The sequence below is a fragment of the Streptomyces sp. NPDC089799 genome (genome assembly GCF_040684755.1).
Lineage (GTDB): Bacteria > Actinomycetota > Actinomycetes > Streptomycetales > Streptomycetaceae > Streptomyces.
The window spans coordinates 52,382-71,992 of record NZ_JBFBGR010000038.1 but is presented as its reverse complement, the minus strand read 5'-3'; the positions used below and the strand labels follow the sequence as shown (position 1 = coordinate 71,992).

Below are 19,611 nucleotides of genomic sequence, written 5' to 3'. Positions count from 1 at the left end.
CCAGCTCGTCCTCAAGTCGGGCTTCCCGGCCTACGGCGTCACCGGCGACCCCAACGCCGCCACCGACACCTGCGAGCCCCTCGTCCTCGGCCCGCTCTTCGGCGCCCACGGCGCGGCCCCGGCCGACCTGTCGGTGGCCTTCGTCAGCCGCGCCGCCGCCGAGTCGGGCTCCCGCGGGGCCCCGTACGACGTGATGACCACCAGGCGCCGCCGGGTCGCCGTCCGCGGCACCCGCGGCATCGGACCGAAGGACATGGTCGGCAACGCCCGACTGGGGGACGTGCAGGTGAACGCCCGGACCGGGCTGGTGACGCTGGACGGCGACCCGCTGCACTCCGAACCGGCGCAGCAGGTCTCCCTCAACCGCCTCTACTTCCTCTGACACCTCCGGCCTCCGGATCCTCCGATTTCCGGACTCTCCGACCCTTCGCCCTTGACTGAATTTTCAGTCGAGTGCAAGACTCCGCCCACGCAAGAAATGAGACACCTGATGGCTGAATACCGTATGCCCGCCGAGTGGTCCGAGCACGAGGGCTGTCTGATGGCCTGGCCCACCCGCCCGGACCTGTGGGGCAGCGTGCTGAACGACGTGAAGGAGGAGTACGCCAACGTCGCCCGCGCCATCGCCGCGTTCGAACCCGTCACGATGGTCGCCCCGCCCGGCCACGGCGCGGACGCCCGCGCCCACATCGGGGAGGACGCCACCGGCGTCACCGTCATCGAGCTGCCCCTCGACGACTCCTGGTTCCGGGACTCCGCCCCGCTCTTCGTCCTCGACGGGGAGGGCAACCGGGCGGGCGTGGACTTCCGCTTCAACGCCTGGGGCGGCAAGCACCACCCGTGGGACTCCGACGACCGCATCAGCGGACTCCTGCTGGACCACCTCGGGGTCGACCGGATCGCCTCCGGCATGATCCTCGAAGGCGGCGCGATCACGGTCGACGGCGAGGGCACGCTGATCACCACCGAGCAGTGCCTGCTCCACCCCAACCGCAACCCGGGGATGAGCCGCGAGGAGATCGAGGCCGAGCTCAAGGCCCGGCTCGGCGTCACCAAGGTCATCTGGCTGCCCTACGGCGGACTGCTCGACACCGAGACCGACGGCCACGTCGACGGCGTCTGCGCGTTCGCCGCGCCCGGCACGGTCGTCGTCTCCCTGCCCTCCGACCCGGCGCACCCCGACCACGCCCGGATGCGTGCCAACCGCGCCGTGCTGGAGGCCGTGACCGACGCCCGGGGCCGCCGCCTGGAGATCATCGACGTCCCGCAGACGGCCTTCACCGAGCTCGCCGAGGGCCAGATCGAGGTCTCCTACCTGAACTACTACGTCGCCAACGGCGGAGTCGTCGTCCCGGTGGCCGGGCTGCCCCAGGACGAGGCCGCCCTCGCCGTCATCGCCTCGGCGTACCCCGGTCGCAAGGTCGTCGGAGTGCGGGCCCTCGCCATCGCGTTCGGCGGCGGCGGAGTCCACTGCATCACCCAGCAGGTCCCCGCCGCCGGATGACCGGACCACAGCCGCTCACGGCGGACCGCCCCGGCGGTCCGCCCGCTCCTCCCCCCGCATCCCTCACGGAAAAGAGAGCGCGACGATGACCACCTCCCCACCCCGCACGGACAGACGCCCCCGCCGGCGCGGCCACCGTGCAGCAGCGGCCGCCGCCGCCCTGACCTCCTTCGCCCTGCTGGCCGCCTGCTCCGGCCCGCCCGCGGGCGGCGGCGGCAACGTCACCGACGTCCGCCTCTCCGCCTCCACACCCGAGGCGCGCGGTGAGATCGACTCCTTCACCTGGGCCCTCTACGCCGAACCGCCCAGCCTGGACTACACGGTGGCGTTCGACTACCCGCAGAACACCATCCTGTCCAACGTGTGCGAGAGCCTGATGCGCTGGACCCCGGCCCTCACCACGGAGCCCGGCCTCGCCCGGCAGGCGACCAACCCCGACCCCACCACCTGGGTCTACGACCTCCGCCAGGGCGTGCGCTTCCACGACGGCCGGGAGATGACCGCCGACGACGTGGTCTTCAGCCTCGGCCGGCAGACGGACCCGGACAACGCCGCCGCCTGGGCACAGGTCTTCCAGAACGTCGAATCCGTCACCAAGACCGGCCCGCTCCAGGTCACCGTCAAACTCAAGAAGCCCGACTCCCAGTTCCCCCAGTACATGGCCACGGCCGCAGGAGCCGTCGCCTCCAAGGCCGGCGTCGAGGAGGCAGGCAAGGACTACGGCACCAGCGGCGGCCTCGCCTGCACCGGCCCCTTCAAGCTCGGCACCTGGAACAAGGGCCAGTCCGTCGAACTGGAACGCTTCGACGGCTACTGGGGCACCAAGGCCAAGTCCAAGAAGGCGGTCTTCCGCTTCCTCACCGACCCCTCCGCCCGCACCAACGCCATGCTCAGCGGGGAGATCGACGGCGGCTACCTGATCCCCACCGAGAGCTACGCCCGGCTGCGCGGCAGCGGCGTCGGCACCCTCTACTTCGGCGAGGGCCTCAGCACCGTCAACGTCAACGTCACCAACATGAAGGGCCCGCTCGGCGACGTCCGCGTCCGCCGCGCCCTCTCCCTGGCCCTGGACCGCTCCGGCTTCGTCAAGGCCGGGCTCGGCGGGGCCGGCACCGTCACCAACTCCCTCACCACCCGGGCCGCCTGGGCCGCCGCACCCGAGCGGACCCTCAAGACCGCCTTCGACGGCCTGCCGCCCACCGCCCAGGACATCGAGAAGGCCAGGGCCCTGGTCAAGGAGGCCGGCGCCACCGGCAAGACCCTGACCGTCGCCACCAGCTCCATCGGCCAGGACGTGTCCCTGCTCGCGACCGCCGTCCAGGCGGCCGGCACGCAGATCGGCCTGGACATCCGGCTGAAGACCATCGCCCCCAACGCCTTCACCGCGCTGTTCACCGACCCGCAGGCACGGGAGGGGATCGACATGTTCCCGCTCACGTACTACGACTCGATCACCGACCCGCTCGACCTGCTGCAGAACTTCAAGACCGGCGCGTACATGAACTTCGCCGGCTACAGCGACCCCTCCTACGACCGGATGGTCGACGAGGCCACCGCCGCCTACCAGCCCGGGCCGCGGATGGACATCGAGGCCAGGCTCCAGCGGCACGCCGCCGAGCAGTTGCTGTGGATACCCGTCGCCGAATGGCCCACCGCACTGTTCCTGAACAAGCGGATCACCGGCGCCCCCACCACGATCTCCTACATGTACCACCCGTGGGCCGCCGCCGTGGGGGCCGCGCAGTGAGCTTCGCCGTATTCGCCGTACGACGGGTGGCGGAGATGGCCGCCACCCTGTTCGTCGCCTCGTTCGTGGTCTTCGGGGCCATGTACCTGGCACCGGGCAGCCCGGCGAGCTTCCTGCTCGCGGGAAGGTCGGCCTCGCCGGAGGCCATCGCCGCGATCAACGACCGGTACCACCTCGACGACCCGTTCCTCGTCCGGTACCTCCAATGGCTCCAGGACGTGCTGCACGGTGACTTCGGCCGCTCCATCACCTACCGGACCGACGTCTCCCGGCTCCTCGCCGACCGGCTCCCCACCACCCTGCTGCTGATCGCCATGGCACTGGTCGTGGTGGTCGTCGCGGGCCTGTTCCTCGGCCGCCTCTCCGCGGTCCGCGGCGGCGCCACCGACTCGGCCGTGCTGGTCGGCACCACCTTCGCCGTCGGGACGCCGTCCTTCGTCGCGGCGGTCATGCTGCAGGGCCTGTTCGCCGTCAACCTCGGCTGGTTCCCCAGCAGCGGCGCCGGCGACGGGTTCGCGGACAAGGTCTGGCACCTCACGCTGCCCGCGATCGCCCTGGCCCTCTACCTGATCGGCATGCTGGCCCGGGTCACCCGCTCCGCCATGCTGGACGCCCTGGACAGCGAGCACGTCACCGTCGCCCGCAGCCGCGGCGTCCCCGAACGCCAGGTCATCCGCCGCCACGTGTTCCGCAACTCCCTCGGCACCGTCCTGACCACCGGCGGCCTGATCGTCTCCACCCTGCTGGTGTGCACCATCCTGGTGGAGACCGCCTTCAGCATCGGCGGCATCGGCCAGCTCCTCGAACTGTCCACCACCACCAAGGACTTCCCGACCGTCCAGGCGATCTCCCTGATCATCGTCGCCCTCTTCATGGTGGTGAACCTGCTCGTGGACCTGGCCCTGCCCCTGGTCGACCCCCGGGTCACCCTCGGCACCAGGGGAGCCGCCGTATGACCGCCGTCCTGACCCGCCGCCCCGGCCTCGCCCGGATCCGTGCCGCGGGCTCCCCGCTCCACCTCGTCTGCCTCGGGCTCGCCGGCCTCGTGGTCCTCGCCGCACTGCTCGCGCCCTGGCTCGCACCGCACGACCCCAACACCGTCGACCTGGGTGCCGCCCTCGCAGCCCCCTCCGCCGAGCACCCCCTCGGCGTGGACGCCGCCGGCCGGGACACCCTCTCCCGGCTGCTGCTCGGCGCGCGCACCTCCCTGCTGGGACCGCTGGGCGTCGTCGTCTTCTCCACCCTCGCCGGCGTGGCCGTCGGCACCGCCGCGGCCTGGCGCGGCGGCTGGCTCGACTCCGTGCTCTCCCGCAGCACGGAACTGGTCTTCGCCTTCCCCGGCATGCTGCTGGCGATCCTGATCATCTCGGTGTACGGCGAAGGGCTCCTCGCGCCGGTCCTGGCGCTCGCCGTGGCCTACCTGCCCTACGTCAGCCGACTCACCCGCTCACTGGTCCTGGCCGAACGGGCCCGCCCGTACGTCAGCGCCTACCGGGTCCAGGGCCACTCGGCGCTGCAGATCTGCCTGCGCCACATCCTGCCCAACATCGCGCCCGTGGTCCTCGCCCAGTCCACCATCAACTTCGGGTACGCCCTGATGGACCTCGCCGGCCTGTCGTTCCTCGGGCTGGGCGTCCCCGCGCTCACCCCCGACTGGGGCCGCATGGTCTTCGACGGACAGACCGCGATCCAGCACGGGTACCCGCTGTCCGCGATCCTGCCCTGCGCCTTCATCGTGCTGACCGTGGTCGCCTTCAACGTGGTCGGGGAACGCTGGGCCGACCGGGTGGCAAGGAGATCCCGATGAGAGAACCGCGAATCCCGCACACCCCTCCGGCGCTGCAACCGCAGCACACCCTGGAGATCCGGGGGCTGCGGATCACCCTGCCCGGCACCGCCCGGCCCGTCCTGGACGGCATCGACCTGACCGTCGGTGCCGGCGAGACCGTCGCCCTGGTCGGGGAGTCCGGCTCCGGCAAGAGCCTCACCTCCCGCAGCGCCCTCCGGCTGCTGCCGCCCGGTGCCACCGTCGAGGGGGAGGTCCGGGTCGCCGGCCGGGACGTCCTCACCATGGACGCCGCCGGTCTGCGGGCCGTACGCGCCACGACCGCGGCCATGGTCTTCCAGGACCCGCGCGCCGCCGTCAACCCGCTGCGCCGCATCGGTGACTTCCTCACCGAGAGCGTCACCCTGACGAAGACCATGAGCCGGGCGGACGCCGCCGCCCGGGCCGCCGCCCTCCTGGCCGCGGTGGGCCTGGACGAAGCCGTGCTGGGGAAGTACCCCGGCCAGGTCTCCGGCGGCATGCTCCAGCGCGTGGTGATCGCGGCCGCCCTCATGGGCGATCCCGCGCTGCTGCTGGCCGACGAACCCACCACGGCCCTGGACGTCACCAGCCAGGCCGAGGTCATCGCCCTGCTGGCGGGGCTCCGCGAGCGGTTCGGGACCGGCCTGCTGTTCGTCACCCACGACCTGGACCTGGCCGCGGCCATCAGCGACCGGGTGTACGTCATGTACGCCGGCCGGATCGCCGAGAGCGGGCCCGCCGAGGCCCTGTTCGCGCGCCCCCGGCACCCGTACACGGCAGCGCTCCTGGCCTCCACCCCGCGGATGGACGGACCCCGGGGCAGGCTCGCCGCCATCGACGGGCAGCCGCCGGACCTGCGGGAGCCGCTGCCCGGCTGCGCCTTCGCGGTCCGCTGCCCGCTCGCCACCGAGGTCTGCGACCAGCGGGCGCCGCTGCCGGCCGCGGCCCCGGACCGGCCGGACCACCGGGCGGCCTGCCACCACAGCGACCGGCTCGAAGGGAGCACCGCCGATGCACGGCACCACTGACCGGACCGGGGACCGCCCGCACGTCCTGGAGGTCAGGGGACTGCGCCGCACCTTCGGGAGCGTCCACGCGGTGGACGACGTGTCCTTCGTCCTCCCCGAGGGCGGATCCCTGGGCATCGTCGGGGAGTCCGGCTCGGGCAAGACCACCACCGCCCGGATCGTCGTCGGCCTGGAACGGGCCGACGGGGGAGAGGTCCTGGTCCGCGGCCGGACCCGGGCCGGCCGCACCCGCGGCCGGGGCGCCCGGCTCGCCCGGGCCCGGGAGGTCCAGATGGTCTTCCAGGACCCCTACCTCTCGCTCGATCCGCGCACCGGTGTCGAGGCGGCCCTGCGGGAGACCCTCCGGCTGCACTTCCCGGACGCGGACCACGCGGCGCGCGTACGGGAACTGCTCGACCAGGTGGGCCTGGGAACCCGGGCCGCGGACGCCCTGCCCCGGCAGCTGTCCGGAGGGCAGCGCCAGCGGGTGGCCATCGCCCGGGCCCTCGCCGTCGAGCCGGCCGTGCTGGTCCTGGACGAGGCGGTCGCCGCCCTCGACGTCTCCGTGCAGGCGCAGATCCTCAACCTGCTGGCGGACATCAGGGAGCAGACCGGGATCGGGTACCTGTTCATCACCCACGACCTCGGGGTCGTCCGGTGCGTCACCGACGAGATCGTCGTGATGCGCCACGGGGCGGTGGTGGAACAGGGTGCCACGGAGGAGGTGCTGGCCGCGCCCCGGCATCCGTACACCCGGCTGCTGCTGGAGTCCGTACCGCGGGCCGGGTGGGACCCGGAGGCGATCGCCGCGGCCCGGCGGGCCCTCTAGGCCGTGTCGCCGCCGGGCCGGGAGCGGGTGGGCCGGGAGCAGGCGGGGGCGCGGGCGGCACAGGGGGCCGCCCGGCCCCGGCCGGCCCGGTTCGGCCCGGCCCGGTTCAGGCTCCGGCGGCGAGGGTGCGGATCAGGGTGCGGAGGACCGGACCGGAGTCGACATCGGCGCCGAGCGACTCCACGGCGGCCAGACCGTCCACCGCGGCGGCCACCGCCTCGCCCAGCAGCCGTGCGTCGACGTCCCCGCCGCGCTCTTCGGCCAGGACGGCGAACAGCTCGGTGAAACAGCCTCGCCAGCGCCGGTACTCGCCCTCCAGGCACTCCCGGATGCGGGCGTCGTGCAGGGCGTGCCAGTGCAAAGCGGAATGGAGGTGGGAGAGTTCGGCACCCTCCGGCCGGGACAGCAGCGCGACCACCCGCTCGGCCCGTTCGGCGAACGGGCCGGGAGCCCCGACGGCCTCCTCCAGGGGGAGGATCCACTCGGGCCGCATGTCCGCGATGACCGCCAGGACCAGATCCGTCCGGTCCTGGAAGTGGTAGTGGCACATCCCGTGCGAAACCCCGCTCAGCGCCGCCACGTTGCGGGTGGTGAACCGTTCGCTCATGCCACCCGCCAGCAGGGTCCGCGCGGCGGCCGTCAGCCGCGCCCGGGTCTGCTCGCCCTTCGCCGAGACCCGGGGCCGCCGTGCGCGGGCCGGGGGGTCGGACAGGGGCGCGGAGTCCTTCGCGGAAGCTGGCATGGCGTCACTCTAACCAGCCCGGCCACAGCCACCTGCGACTTTGCCCGATCGTCCGGAAGAACCCTGCGCGAACTATTGACCGAGCGCTTGGCCAGTTTTAGCTTTCCGGCCAACCCCGTTGTGAATGCGGGGAGTTGGAGAGAACCGGGAGACACCGTGAACGACCACGCAATGAACCGGCCCGCGGGCGGGGGAGCCGGGATGAACCGGCGCAGGTTCCTGACCGCGGCGGGACTCACCGCCGCGGCCGCCGCGCTCGCGGCGACCGAGGGCCGCGGGCGGGCCGCAGCCGCCGCCGGTCCCGCGGCCGCGGGCGCCTTCAGCGTCCCGATCGAGGACGTCCGCCACACCCGTACGTGGATGGCCTGGCCGGACAGCAGCTCCATCTGGGGCGGCAAGCTCGGCGGCGTCCAGTCGGACATCGCGCTCATCGCCCGCACCATCGCCAAGTACGAGCCGGTCTACCTCTGCGCCAACTCCGCGAGTGCGGCCAAGGCCCGTTCCCTGTGCGGACCGACCGTCACCGTCATCACCACCATCCCCGTGGACGACTGCTGGATGCGCGACAGCGGCCCGGTGTTCCGCACCGACGGGGCCGGCGGCCTGGACGCGGTCGGCCTGAACTTCAACGGCTGGGGCAGCAAGCAGACCCACGCCAGGGACGCGCTGGTCGCCCAGCGGGTCGCCGCCCACGTCGGGGTGCCCTACACCTCGGCCGCCCTGGTCGGCGAGGGCGGCGCCGTCGAACAGGACGGCGCGGGCACCCTCATGGCCACCCGCAGCAGCCTGCTGAACAACAACCGGAACCCCGGAAAGTCACAGGCGCAGATCGAGGCCGCGCTGCGCACCGCCTACGGCGCCTCCAAGGTCATCTGGTTCGACGGGGTCTACGGCCAGGACATCACCGACGACCACGTGGACGCGACCTCCCGCTTCCTCGCCCCCGGCAAGGCCCTTGTCCAGATGCCGCTGGCCACGGACAACGACGCCTACGCCAAGGACGCCCGGCAGCAGTACCAGGTCCTCTCCGCGGCCACGTCCGCGACCGGGGCCCCGATGGTCGTCGAAAAGCTCCAGGGCCCGGACTACTACAAGATCCGCTCGACCAACCCTGACTTCCTGGCCTCCTTCGCCAACTACTACGTGTGCAACGGAGCGGTCATCTCGGGCCAGTTCGGCGACACCCGGGCCGACACCGCGGCCAAGGCCCTGCTGACCCGGCTCTTCCCGGGCCGCACCGTCGAACAGCTCAACATCGACCGGCTGGGCACCGGCGGTGGCGGGATCCACTGCGTCACCCAGCAGCAGCCCGTGCCGTAACGGGGGTACGGAACCCGCCGCTGTGGCCGGGAATCCATGGTCCGCGTCGCGCCGGTGCGGCGCGGACCGCCCGAACGTACGTCGGGTGTGCGCCAAAACGTCGCACCGGCCCCACGCGGCCCCCCGTTCCCGCCCGGACCGGCCGACACGCCCCGTATGCTGGCGGGTACGTTAAGTGATCTTCCTTCACGTGTTCGTCACAGGGTCTTCACAGGAGGATCACTTTCGGCCGATCCGCCGCCGCGCCGTTCCCCGCGGGGCAGACGGCGTGCTCGCCCGCTGCCTAGCCTCCCGGGCCATGAGATCACCTCTGACGGGCCGCCTCGGCCTCGCTGCCGCCCTCGCCTTCGTCCTCGCCCTCTTCGGCCTCGCCCCGGCTGCGAGCGCCGACCCGGCCCCGGCCGCGCTGTCGTTCAGCACCAGCAGTGCCACCACCACCCCCGGTGGCACCGTGAACCTGTCGATGACCATCACCAACAACAAGACCTACGACATCTGGTTCGTCTACCAGACCATCGACCCCACCTGGCTCACCACCCAGCGCCCCGACCTGAAGTACAGCTTCACCGGGTGCAGTCTGGCCACCGCCTCCGGCAGCACCCCGTGCTCGGGTACCGGACCGGCCAACCTCGGCGGGAACTACGGCGCCACCATCCCGCCCGGCCAGAGCCGCACCGTCACGCTGACCCTCCAGGTCGCCGCCGACTCCGGCTGCAACGGCAACATCGGCTTCTACAGCTACTACTACGCCGAGTTCAGCGACAGCAGCAGCACCAGCGGCGGCCCGGCGTACACCCCCGAGACCCGCGTACTCTGCGCCTGACGGACCGTCAAGCCGCATGCCGCGGGTGGCCTGAAACAGTCGCCGGCCCGGCGCCCCCCGTGGTCTCTCCAACGGAATCCCGCCCCGGCGGACCGCCCGGTCCGCCGGGGCGCGTCGTAGGGCCCGGACCAGCGCGCTCGACCCCCCGCGCGCTGCCGGGTCCGCACGGCCGAACCGGAACGCGTGGAACGTACGCGCCAACCTCACGCTGTGGCAGGGGAGTTGTGCGCCTGCTGTGCGCCTGCTCTTTTCCGCCGGTTTTCGCAACATCACCACAAACGCTACACAGAGACACCACCATGTGACGCGACGAATGCATCGGCGACCGGCTTCTGAGGGGGTGCCGGCGGCGAGCAAGGGGGGGCGTCCGCTCCGTGCGGAGCTGTGCTCACCCCTGTCTGGGAGGGGACTTCACCGCATGAAGCGGACCATACGCACCGCCGTGCTCACGGCAGGCGCGCTCATAGCCGCCCTCGGCCTGCCCGCCGGGACGGCGCAGGCCGACACCCCGGCGCCCCGCACCGACCTGCGGGTGCTGGTCGTGAGCGACGGCGGACCGGCCACCGCGGCCATCGCCGCCGAACTGGCCTCGGCCGGCACCCCGTACACCGAGATCGACCTGACGAGAGCCGGGCGGCCCGTCGTCGACGCCGCCTTCCTCGCCGACACCGTGGACGGCCGGCCGCGCGCCAAGTACCAGGCCGTCGTCCTGCCCAACGACAACCCGTTCCCGGCCGGTTCGTCCGAGATGGCGGCCCTGGCCTCCTACGAACGGACCTACGGCGTCCCGCAGGTCGACGCCTACACCTGGGCCCGCCCCGCCGTCGGCCTGCAGTACTTCGCCGCCGGCGGCTACGGCGGCAGCCTGGACGGCGTATCGGCCTCGGTCACCGCGGCCGGCCGCGGCGGCCCCTTCGGCTACCTCGACGGTGCCGTCCCCTTCGAGGACAACTCACCGACCGTCGGCGAGAGTTACGCCTACCTCGCGGCACCCGCTCCCGGCGCGGACTTCACCACCTACGTGGACGCCCCCATCCCGGGCACACCCCGGCGCGGCGCCCTGGTCGGCGAGTACCGGCACGACGGCCGGCGCGAACTCGTCGTCACCTTCGTCTACAACCAGTACCAGCAGCAGTTCCGGCTGCTGGCCCGAGGCATCGTGGAGTGGATGACCGGCGGCGTCCACCTCGGCGCCTCCCGCAACCACTTCGCCGTCCACGTCGACGACGTCTTCGCCGCCGACGACCGCTGGGACACCGTGCTCAACTGCACCCCCGGCGACGTGGACTGCGCGAACGGAGCCGGCACCCCCAACCCGATCCGGATGACCGCCGCCGACGCCGCACAGGCCGTCGACTGGCAGAACCGCCGCGGCTTCACCCTGGACCTGGCCTACAACGGGGCCGGCAGCCTCGACCAGCGCGAGGACAACAACGGCGCCGACCCGCTCGCCGACAAGCTGATCGCCGACCGCGGCCGCTTCCGCTGGATCAACCACACCTACACGCACGCCTACCTCGGCTGCGAACAGGACACCAGCGTGGTCCCCTGGCGGTGCGCCACCAACCCCGGCGGCTCCACCAAGTGGGTCAGCCGCACCGCCATCAGCGACGAGATCGCCCTCAACCGGGTCTGGGGCCAGACCTCCGGACTGCCGCTGGAGAACGACGAACTCGTCACCGGCGAGCACTCGGGGACGGCCCTGCTGCCCCAGCAGCCCCAGGACAACCCCAACCTGGCACCCGCCCTCGCCGACAACGGCGTCGCCTGGCTGGCCTCCGACAACTCCCGCGACCCCGAGCAGCGCAACGTGGGCCAGGCGTCCACCGTCGCCCGCTACCCGATGAACATCTTCTACAACGCGGGCCGCGCCGCCGAGCAGGTCGACGAGTACAACTGGATCTACACCCGGCGCTCCCAGGGCGGCAGCGGCATCTGCGAGGACCACGCCGACACCACCACCTGCCTGACCGCACCCCTGGACACCGCCACCGGGTACGCCGGCCACATCGTGCCGCAGGAGATCCGCACCGCCCTCGGCCACGTCCTCTCCAATGACCCCAAGCCGCACTTCATCCACCAGTCCAACCTGGCGGAGGAGCGCATCGCCTACCCGGTGCTCGACGGGGTCCTGGACGCCTACGGCGCCCTCTTCGCCGACAACACCCCCGTGGTCAACCTGCGGATGAAGGACATCGGCCGGGAACTCCAGCGCCGCGCCGCCTGGAAGGACGCCGTACGCACCGGGCAGGTCACCGCGTACCGCATCGGGGACACCGTCACCGTCGAGGCCCCCAGCGGCCTCCAGGTCACGGCGAGCCTCCCCGCCGGCACCCGGCTGGGCGGCTCCGCGTTCGGCAGCGCCTACGCGGGCCGCGTCTCCGGCTGGACCCCGTCCGCCGGCGCACCGCTCGCCTTCACCCTGCCGTCGGACGCCCCCGCCGCCACCGGTGCCCTCGCGGCACCGGAGGCCCGGGCCGGGCAGCCGGCCGGCGCCGCCGCCCCGGCACCGGTGACGGACCCCGCCCCGCGCACCCACGTCCCCGAGGCCGTGCGCGAACACCGCACCGGCACGTCCGGGGACTGACCGGAGCAGGCGTCTCCCGGTCGCGCGCGGCGCGGCCGGGACGGCCGGACCGACCGGTCCGGCCACCCCCACATCCCGGCCGTGGAGCCCACCCATGCACGTTCACCACGGCACGCGACGCCCTGCGGGCACGCGTGTCACCCTGCTCACCGAAGGCACCTACCCGCACAGTCACGGCGGGGTCAGCGTCTGGTGCGACCAGCTCGTCCAGGGCATGCCCGACCTCGACTTCGACGTCATCGCGGTCACCGGCACGGGCCGGGAAGCCGTGTCCTGGGACCTGCCCGGGCACGTCCTGAGCGTGCGTTCGGTACCGATGTGGGGAGCGCCGCCCGAGGGGCGGCCGCCCCGCGGGCGGGCCCTGCGCCGGCTGGCCGAGGCCTACGACGAGTTCCTCAGCGCCCTGCTCGACCCCACCGCCGAGGCCGGGTTCCCGCCCGCCCTCTACGCCATGGCCGCCGCCGCGGCGGACGGAGCCCTGAGCCCCTTCCTCCGCGGCGACCAGGCGATCACCGTCCTCGCCTCGGTCTGGAACCGGCCCGGACTCGCCGTCCGCGAGGCCCGGCCGACCCTCCGCGACGCCCTCACCGCCACCACCCTGCTGGAACACGCGCTGCGCCCGCTCGCCACCCCGCCCCCGCAGCACGGCGTCGCCCACGCCGTCAGCGGCGGCGTCGCCGTACTCCCCGGGCTCGCCGGACTGCAGCGGCACGACGTCCCGCTGCTGCTCACCGAACACGGCGTCTACCTGCGCGAGCGCTACATCGGCTACCGCACCGCGCCCTACCGCTGGCCGGTGAAGGCCCTCGTCCTGGGCTTCTTCCGGCTGCTGGCCGAGGAGAGCTACCGCCGGGCGGCCCTGATCACCCCCGGCAACCGCTACAACCGGCTGTGGGAGGAGGAGGGCGGCGCCGACCCGCGGTCCATCCGCACGGTCTACAACGGCGTCGACCCCGCGGCCTTTCCGCCCGCCGGGCCCGAACCGGACGTCCCCACGCTCAGCTGGGCCGGCCGGGTCGACCCCATCAAGGACCTGGAGACCCTCATACGCGCCTTCGACCTGGTCAGACGCGAGGTGCCGGAGGCGCGGCTGCGGCTCTTCGGCGGCACCCCGCGGGGCGGCGAGGCCTACCGGGAACGCTGCGAGGCACTGGCCGCGGAGCTCGGGCACGCGGACGCCGTCGTCTTCGAGGGCCGGGTCGACGACATCAAGGACGCCTATGCGGCCGGCAACGTCGTGATGCTGTCCAGCATCAGCGAGGGCTTCCCCTTCACCCTGATCGAGGCCATGTCCTGCGGGCGGGCCACCGTCTCCACCGACGTGGGCGGCGTACGCGAGGCCGTCGGCGAGGCCGGACTGGTGGTACCGCCGCGGGACCCGGCAGCGATGGCCGCCGCCGCCGTGGAACTCCTGGGCGACGCCCCCCGCCGCGCCGCGATGGGCGAGGCGGCCCGGCTGCGCGTCATCGAGCAGTTCACCCTCCGCCAGACCATCGACACCTTCCGCTCCATCTACCTGGAACTGGGCTCGCCCGACCGGGAGCGCGCCGACGGGTCCGGACCGGCGGTGGGGACGGGCACCGAGGCGGGTGCAGGTACGGGCACCGAGGCCGGTGCCGGGACGCTGCACCCGTCCGCACGGACGGCGACCGCACCGGTCTCCCCGGCGGTACCCGTCCTCATCCCGGGACCGGGCATGGCCGCGCGGCGCGCCGCCGCCGCGGCGTCGGCGCCCCCGGCGCGCACCGCTGCCGCGTACGACCCGTCCGTGCCGGTGACCGCCGTACCGGCCGCGGTGTCCGCGGCACCCCTGGCCGTGGCCGTCGCCGCGGCCGGGGGCCTGCCGGCGGGCCCGGCCGCGGCGGCGGGCCCGCGGCCCCGCCGGCACGTTCCCTCCTGGGCCCTGCCCGACGAGGACGACCCGTACGACGGGCCGGACGCCCACGGCCGGCACGGCCCGCACGGTGTGGACGGCGCGGGCGACCGGGCCGGCCGGGACACCGGCACCGCGGTCGCCGCCCGGTCCGCCGGGCAGCCCGACTCCCCGGTGCTGAGCGGGAGTTCCTCCGCCACCGGCACAGAGAGCCTGGCCGGATGAGCGGGCCCATGGACCTCGAACCGCGCGGCCGCCAGGACGACACCCTGATGCTGCGCCTGGCCGTGCCCAAGCGGCCGGCCCGTACCGGCGGCACCGGAGGCCCTTCCCGCGCCCGGGCCGGCGACGGAGAGACGCTGGCGCTGAGGCTGCCCGACCCGGTGACCCTCGGGCTGCGGCTGCCCGGAGACCTCCGCGACGGATCCCACCGCGACGAGGCGGCCGTCGACCGGCTCGCCGCGGAGATGGCCGACCGGGTCGGCCCCGCCGTCCACCCCTACGAGGTGGCCGCCCTGCTGGAGGCCGACGGCCTGTCCGCCGACACCATCCGGCAGCGCTACGGGCACCCCGACATCTTCTCCCTCGCGGCCGCCCTCTACGAACGGGTGCCCCGGGTCTTCGCCGAACCGGACCCGGTCCCCGACCCGTGGAAGCCCGACACCCTGCGCTGCCTGCTGCGCGGCGTGCTGTTCGCCCTGCCCGCGCTCGCCTACCCGCTCACCGCCCCGCTGTGGCACCCCGGCGAGCACGCCGCGGCCCTCGTCGTCGCGGGCATCCTCTCCTGGGCCTGGGGACAGGCCCTCGGCCACCGCGCCTACGCCTGGATGGCCGTGGGCCGGCGCGAAGCCGGCCGCAGCCTGCTGCGCGGTGCCCCGCTCGGCGCCCTCCTCGCCACCGCGGCCGCCGCCGTACCCGCCCAGGGCTCCCCGGTGACCTGGGGCGCGGCCGCACAGTCGCTGTACCTGGCCGCAGCCGGCGTACTCCTGGTCCTCGGCAAGGAGTTCCTGCTGCTCGCCGCGCTGTCCCCGGTCGTCGCGGGCGCCGCCGTACTGCCCTGGTGGGAACCCGGTCCGCTGCTCCGCGCCGGCCTCCCCGCGCTCGCCCTGGCCGCCACCGTGGCCGTCGCGGGCCGGTCCCTGCACGCCCACCTCGCCCTCCCGGCCGCTGCCGGGGACGCCGCCGGCCCGCCGCCGCTGCGCTCCCTGCCCTACGGGCTGTTCGGCCTGGCCGCCGGAGTGCTGGTGCTGCTGGAAGGCGTACGCGAGCCGTACGCGGTGATCGTCCTGACGGTGAGCATGGGGCCCGCCGAATGGCTGCTGTACCGCTACCGGAGCCTGTCGGGCGCCGCGCTCGCCGCCTCCGCCACCCCCCGTGCCTTCCTGCTGCGGTCGTCCGGAGTGCTCGCCCTGTGCCTGCTCGCCTACACCGTTCCCCTGGTGCCCGCCGCCCTGCTCACCGGGGCCGCCCCGGCCACACTGCCGCTGCTCGCGGCAGCGCTGTGGACCGCCCTGCTGCTGCAGGCCTTCGGGGCGGCCTGGCCGCCGGCCCTGATCTGCCTCGCGGCAGCCGGGACCGCCGGGGCGGTGACCCTCGCCGGACCCCCACAGCCCTCCGTCCTGGCGGTGTGCAGCGGCGCCGCCGCCCTCTGCCTCACCGGGTGCGTGCTGTGGCTCCTCGGCCGCCCCGCCCCGCACGCCTGACCTCCCGGCCGGACCGGCCATCCCGCCGGTCCGGCCCGCCCCGCGGCCCACCCACGGCCGCACACCGCAAGCGCGCACCACGCACCACGCACACGCACCATCCCCGGCGCACCACCCACCGCGTACCGCGCACCACCCGCTCAGCACCGCGCACCGCGGACGACACCTCGCGGAACCCGCACTCCGCACCGCACGCGCACCCACCGAAAGGAAAGGAGAGGTCGGTTGACCTCCTCACCGCTCGCCGCCGTCACCGGGGCCGAGGGCTTCATCGGCTCCCACCTCACGGAGGCCCTGGTCGCCTCCGGCCACCGGGTCAGGGCCATGGCCCAGTACAACTCCTTCTCCTCGTACGGCTGGCTGGAGACGCTCGCCCCCGACGTCCTGGACCAGGTGGAGATCGTCCTCGGCGACGTCCGCGACCCCGGCTCCGTCCGCGGGCTGCTCGAAGGCGCCGACTGCGCCTACCACCTGGCCGCCCTCATCGCGATCCCGTACTCCTACCGGGCGCCGCACAGCTACGTCGACACCAACGTCACCGGCACCCTCAACGTGCTGGAGGCGGTCCGGGCCCTCGGCACCCCCCGCCTGGTGCACACCTCCACCAGCGAGACGTACGGCACCGCGCAGACGGTCCCGATCACCGAGGACCACCCGATCAACACCCAGTCCCCGTACGCCGCTTCGAAGGCGGGCGGCGACCGGCTCGCCGACAGCTACCACGCCAGCTTCGGCACCCCGGTGGTGACGCTGCGCCCCTTCAACACCTTCGGCCCCCGCCAGTCGATGCGCGCGGTGATCCCCACCGTCATCGGCCAGGTGGCGGCCGGGGAACGCGTCATCACCCTCGGCGACCTGCGGCCCACCCGGGACTTCAGCTACGTCAAGGACACCGCCGCGGCCTTCCTCGCGGTCGGCACCGCCCCCGCGGAGCAGGTCGTCGGCCACACCTTCAACTCCGGTACCGGCACCGAGATCTCGGTCGGCGACCTGGTGGCGCTGATCGGCAAGGTGATGGACGCGCCCATCGACGTCCGCGAGGACACCGAGCGCCTCCGCCCGGCCGCCTCCGAGGTGATGCGGCTCGTCGCCGACGCGACCAGGCTCACCGCCGCAACCGGCTGGACGCCCGCCCACACCCTGGAGCAAGGGCTCGGGCACACCGCGGAGTTCTTCCGTGACCCGGCCAACCTGGCCCGCTACAAGACCGGCATCTACAACGTCTGACCCCTGCCCCGCACGAGAAGGAGGAACCACCGTGTACGCAGTGATCCTGGCGGGCGGCAAGGGAGTCCGTCTGCGCCCCTACACCACGGCCCTGCCCAAGCCCCTCGTCCCGATCGGGGACCAGCACGCGATCCTGGAGATCGTGCTGCGCCAGCTGTCGGCGGCCGGCTTCACCCGGTGCACCATCGCCATAGGCCACCTGGGCGAGATCATCCGGGCCTACGTCGGCGACGGCTCCCAGTGGGGCATGCGCATCGACTACGCCACCGAGGAGAGCCCGCTGGGCACCATGGGCCCGCTGCTCAACCTCAAGGACCGGCTCCCGGAGAACTTCCTGGTGATGAACGGAGACGTCCTCACCGACCTGGACTACGCCGACGTACTTCGCCGGCACGAGGCGTCCGCGGCACCGCTGACCATCGCGACGTACCCCCGCAAGGTCCACATCGACTTCGGGGTGCTCACCACCGACGACAGCCGGGTGGTCGGCTTCACCGAGAAGCCCAGCATGGACTACCGGGTGTCCATGGGCGTGTACGGACTCAGCCGGGCCACCCTCGACGGCTACACCCCCGGTCTGCCGCTGGGCTTCGACGAGCTCGTCCTGGACCTGCTGAAGGACGGGAACCCGCCGCACGCCTACGAGTTCGACGGCTACTGGCTGGACATCGGCCGGCCCGACGACTACGACCGGGCCAACGCCGAGTTCACCAGCCGCAAGTCCCTGCTCCTCAAGGGGGCCTGAGCACATCGTGCGCATCCTCGTCCTGGGCCGCACCGGCTACCTGGGCGCCCACGTCGCCGACCGGCTCCGGGCCCTGCCGGACGTCCGCGTCCTCGACGGCGGCCGTTCGCCGGGCGCCGACTTCGCGGTCGACCTCGCCCTCGACCGTCCCGAGCGGCTGGCCAAGACGCTGGCCGCGGCGGCCCCCGACGCCGTGGTGAACTGCGCGGGCGCGACCGGCAACGACCCGGTCGCCCTCGCCGAGGTCAACGCCCGCGGTCCCGCCGTCCTGTGCGCGGCCCTGCGGGAGGCGGCCCCGGAGGCCCGCCTGGTCCACCTGGGCTCCGCCGCCGAGTACGGGCCGGGCGCTCCCGGCTCCCGGGTGGCCGAATCGGACCCCGCCTGCCCGGTCTCCCCGTACGGCGCGTCGAAACTGGCGGGGACCGTCGCGGTGACGGCCTCCGGCCTGGACGCGGTGGTGCTGAGGGTGGGCAACCCGGTGGGGCCGGGCGCACCTCCCACCGGTCTGCCCGGCCGGATCACCGCCCTGCTGCGGGAGGCGGGCCAGGACCCGTCCGCGGTGCTGCGGCTGGGCGACCTGTCCGCGTACCGGGACTTCGTGGACGTACGGGACGTGGCCCGGGCGGTGGAGCTCGCGGTCACGGCCCGGGGACCGCTGCCGCCGGTGCTGAACGTCTCCACCGGTGAGGCCGTCCCGGCCCGGGACCTGGTGCGGGCACTGGTCCGCCGGTCCGGCTTCCGGGGGCGCGTCGAGGAGCAGCCGGCCGGCCCGGCCGGAGTCTCCGGTGCGCCCGGTGCGGCCGGAGCCGGCGGGGCGGCCGGAGCACCCGGCTCGTCCCGCTCGGCCCGGGTGTCGTGGCAGTGCTCCGACGTCACCGCCGCGGAACGGGCCCTGGGCTGGCGGCCGGAACACCCGCTGGACCACATGGCCGACGCACTGTGGGGGGCCGCGCCCGTCGACCACGGCACCGGTCCATGAGCCTCCTGGTACCGCTGTACGTCCACCCGGCGGAGGACCCGGGAGCCTGGGCCCGGCTGATCAGGGCCGCGGACCGGACCCATGCGGTGGTGCTCAACCCCGCGAGCGGTCCGGGCCCGCGCCCCGATCCCGCGTACCGGGCGGCGGCCGACGCCCTGCGCGCGGCCGGCGCCCGGCTGCTGGGCTACGTGGACAGCGCCTACGGAGCCCGCACGGCGGCGGAGACCACCGCCGAGTTCCTCCGCCACCGGGACTGGTACGGCGTCGACGGCTGCTTCCTGGACCGGTCCTCGCCGTCCGGGGAGGGGCTGCGCGCCTGCCGCCGGCTGGTGCGCTCGATGCGCCGGCTGGGGGCGGGAACGGTGGTGCTGAACCCGGGCGTCCATCCGGATCCCGGCTACCTCCGCCTCGCGGACCTGGTGGTCACCTTCGAGGGCCACTGGTCCACGTACGTCTCGTCGTTCAGCAGGCCGGGGTGGACGTTCCGGCACCCGCCCGACCGGTTCTGCCACCTGGTCTACGGGGTGCCCGAGCCGCTCACCGGGCTCGCCGTGCGCACCGCCCGCGAACGCGGGGCGGCGATCGCCGGCCCCGTCACGGGCGACCTTCCCAACCCCTGGACCGAGCCGACCCCCGCCCTCCAGCCGGACGGGGGGCGGTGACGGGGGCGGGGCGGTGGCGGTGAGGGTGGCGGGGGGTCGGTGCGCGGAAGGCCGGG

Annotated in this window: 16 protein-coding genes and 1 pseudogene; 16 read left to right on the top strand and 1 reads right to left on the bottom strand. The window is 73.8% G+C overall.

From position 1 onward, the window contains the following. From AB0O36_RS31080 to AB0O36_RS31050, 7 genes and pseudogenes are all read left to right on the top strand, one after another. Positions 1 to 382 (top strand): annotated as a pseudogene (locus tag AB0O36_RS31080) (urease subunit alpha); the annotation flags it as partial. 108 nt (positions 383 to 490) lie between these two features. Next, positions 491 to 1,504: an agmatine deiminase family protein gene (locus tag AB0O36_RS31075; protein WP_365115944.1), complete on the top strand. Its 1,014-nt coding sequence runs from the start codon at positions 491 to 493 to the stop codon at positions 1,502 to 1,504. An 85-nt stretch (positions 1,505 to 1,589) separates the two neighbouring features. After that, complete coding sequence (locus AB0O36_RS31070; protein WP_365115942.1) at positions 1,590 to 3,251, top strand: ABC transporter substrate-binding protein; 1,662 nt, start codon at positions 1,590 to 1,592, stop codon at positions 3,249 to 3,251. After that, positions 3,248 to 4,207 (top strand): ABC transporter permease, encoded by a 960-nt coding sequence (locus AB0O36_RS31065; protein WP_365115940.1) that lies wholly within the window; start codon positions 3,248 to 3,250, stop codon positions 4,205 to 4,207. Before AB0O36_RS31070 ends, AB0O36_RS31065 begins: the two co-directional genes overlap by 4 nt. Then, positions 4,204 to 5,058 carry an ABC transporter permease gene (locus tag AB0O36_RS31060; protein WP_365115939.1) on the top strand — a complete coding sequence of 285 codons (855 nt, stop codon included), beginning with the start codon at positions 4,204 to 4,206 and terminating at the stop codon, positions 5,056 to 5,058. The genes AB0O36_RS31065 and AB0O36_RS31060 overlap by 4 nt, the downstream gene beginning before the upstream one ends. Beyond that, positions 5,055 to 6,086: an ABC transporter ATP-binding protein gene (locus AB0O36_RS31055; protein ID WP_365115938.1), complete on the top strand. Its 1,032-nt coding sequence runs from the start codon at positions 5,055 to 5,057 to the stop codon at positions 6,084 to 6,086. The genes AB0O36_RS31060 and AB0O36_RS31055 overlap by 4 nt, the downstream gene beginning before the upstream one ends. Beyond that, entirely contained in the window at positions 6,070 to 6,894 is an 825-nt protein-coding gene (locus tag AB0O36_RS31050; RefSeq protein WP_365115937.1) for an ATP-binding cassette domain-containing protein, read from the top strand. The genes AB0O36_RS31055 and AB0O36_RS31050 overlap by 17 nt, the downstream gene beginning before the upstream one ends. Positions 6,895 to 7,000: 106 nt before the next feature. Here the strand turns inward: AB0O36_RS31050 and AB0O36_RS31045 are convergent, their stop codons facing one another. Further along, positions 7,001 to 7,636 carry a TetR/AcrR family transcriptional regulator gene (locus AB0O36_RS31045; RefSeq protein ID WP_365115936.1) on the bottom strand — a complete coding sequence of 212 codons (636 nt, stop codon included), beginning with the start codon at positions 7,634 to 7,636 and terminating at the stop codon, positions 7,001 to 7,003. 156 nt (positions 7,637 to 7,792) lie between these two features. Here AB0O36_RS31045 and AB0O36_RS31040 point away from each other — a divergent pair, with 156 nt between their 5' ends. The 9 genes from AB0O36_RS31040 (at position 7,793) to AB0O36_RS31000 (ending at position 19,555) form a co-directional block, all read left to right on the top strand. Then, positions 7,793 to 8,956 carry an agmatine deiminase family protein gene (locus AB0O36_RS31040; protein WP_365115934.1) on the top strand — a complete coding sequence of 388 codons (1,164 nt, stop codon included), beginning with the start codon at positions 7,793 to 7,795 and terminating at the stop codon, positions 8,954 to 8,956. Between the two features lie 298 nt (positions 8,957 to 9,254). After that, positions 9,255 to 9,779, top strand: a complete 525-nt coding sequence (locus tag AB0O36_RS31035) for a hypothetical protein (protein ID WP_365115933.1) — start codon at positions 9,255 to 9,257, stop codon at positions 9,777 to 9,779. A 418-nt stretch (positions 9,780 to 10,197) separates the two neighbouring features. After that, positions 10,198 to 12,366 (top strand): hypothetical protein, encoded by a 2,169-nt coding sequence (locus tag AB0O36_RS31030; RefSeq protein ID WP_365115932.1) that lies wholly within the window; start codon positions 10,198 to 10,200, stop codon positions 12,364 to 12,366. Between the two features lie 94 nt (positions 12,367 to 12,460). Further along, entirely contained in the window at positions 12,461 to 14,464 is a 2,004-nt protein-coding gene (pelF, locus tag AB0O36_RS31025; protein ID WP_365115930.1) for a GT4 family glycosyltransferase PelF, read from the top strand. After that, the gene (locus AB0O36_RS31020) at positions 14,461 to 15,942 is read left to right on the top strand and encodes a hypothetical protein (protein ID WP_365115928.1); all 1,482 of its coding nucleotides are present in this window, start codon (positions 14,461 to 14,463) and stop codon (positions 15,940 to 15,942) included. The genes pelF and AB0O36_RS31020 overlap by 4 nt, the downstream gene beginning before the upstream one ends. A gap of 225 nt (positions 15,943 to 16,167) precedes the next feature. Then, on the top strand, positions 16,168 to 17,169 hold the full coding sequence (locus AB0O36_RS31015; protein ID WP_365115926.1) for a GDP-mannose 4,6-dehydratase: 1,002 nt from the start codon (positions 16,168 to 16,170) through the stop codon (positions 17,167 to 17,169). A 31-nt stretch (positions 17,170 to 17,200) separates the two neighbouring features. Continuing rightward, entirely contained in the window at positions 17,201 to 17,914 is a 714-nt protein-coding gene (locus AB0O36_RS31010) for a sugar phosphate nucleotidyltransferase (RefSeq protein ID WP_365115924.1), read from the top strand. Positions 17,915 to 17,921: 7 nt separating this feature from the next. Then, positions 17,922 to 18,893: an NAD-dependent epimerase/dehydratase family protein gene (locus tag AB0O36_RS31005; RefSeq protein WP_365115922.1), complete on the top strand. Its 972-nt coding sequence runs from the start codon at positions 17,922 to 17,924 to the stop codon at positions 18,891 to 18,893. After that, on the top strand, positions 18,890 to 19,555 hold the full coding sequence (locus AB0O36_RS31000; protein WP_365115921.1) for a spherulation-specific family 4 protein: 666 nt from the start codon (positions 18,890 to 18,892) through the stop codon (positions 19,553 to 19,555). The genes AB0O36_RS31005 and AB0O36_RS31000 overlap by 4 nt, the downstream gene beginning before the upstream one ends. Positions 19,556 to 19,611 lie beyond the last annotated feature (56 nt).

Bases quoted from the DNA above. Each gene is read 5' to 3' on its own strand.
- AB0O36_RS31075 (WP_365115944.1), top strand. From the start codon at position 491: ATGGCTGAATACCGTATGCCCGCCGAGTGGTCCGAGCACGAGGGCTGT.
- AB0O36_RS31070 (WP_365115942.1), top strand. From the start codon at position 1,590: ATGACCACCTCCCCACCCCGCACGGACAGACGCCCCCGCCGGCGCGGC.
- AB0O36_RS31060 (WP_365115939.1), top strand. From the start codon at position 4,204: ATGACCGCCGTCCTGACCCGCCGCCCCGGCCTCGCCCGGATCCGTGCC.
- AB0O36_RS31055 (WP_365115938.1), top strand. From the start codon at position 5,055: ATGAGAGAACCGCGAATCCCGCACACCCCTCCGGCGCTGCAACCGCAG.
- AB0O36_RS31050 (WP_365115937.1), top strand. From the start codon at position 6,070: ATGCACGGCACCACTGACCGGACCGGGGACCGCCCGCACGTCCTGGAG.
- AB0O36_RS31045 (WP_365115936.1), bottom strand. From the start codon at position 7,636: ATGCCAGCTTCCGCGAAGGACTCCGCGCCCCTGTCCGACCCCCCGGCC.
- AB0O36_RS31035 (WP_365115933.1), top strand. From the start codon at position 9,255: ATGAGATCACCTCTGACGGGCCGCCTCGGCCTCGCTGCCGCCCTCGCC.
- AB0O36_RS31030 (WP_365115932.1), top strand. From the start codon at position 10,198: ATGAAGCGGACCATACGCACCGCCGTGCTCACGGCAGGCGCGCTCATA.
- pelF (WP_365115930.1), top strand. From the start codon at position 12,461: ATGCACGTTCACCACGGCACGCGACGCCCTGCGGGCACGCGTGTCACC.
- AB0O36_RS31020 (WP_365115928.1), top strand. From the start codon at position 14,461: ATGAGCGGGCCCATGGACCTCGAACCGCGCGGCCGCCAGGACGACACC.
- AB0O36_RS31000 (WP_365115921.1), top strand. From the start codon at position 18,890: ATGAGCCTCCTGGTACCGCTGTACGTCCACCCGGCGGAGGACCCGGGA.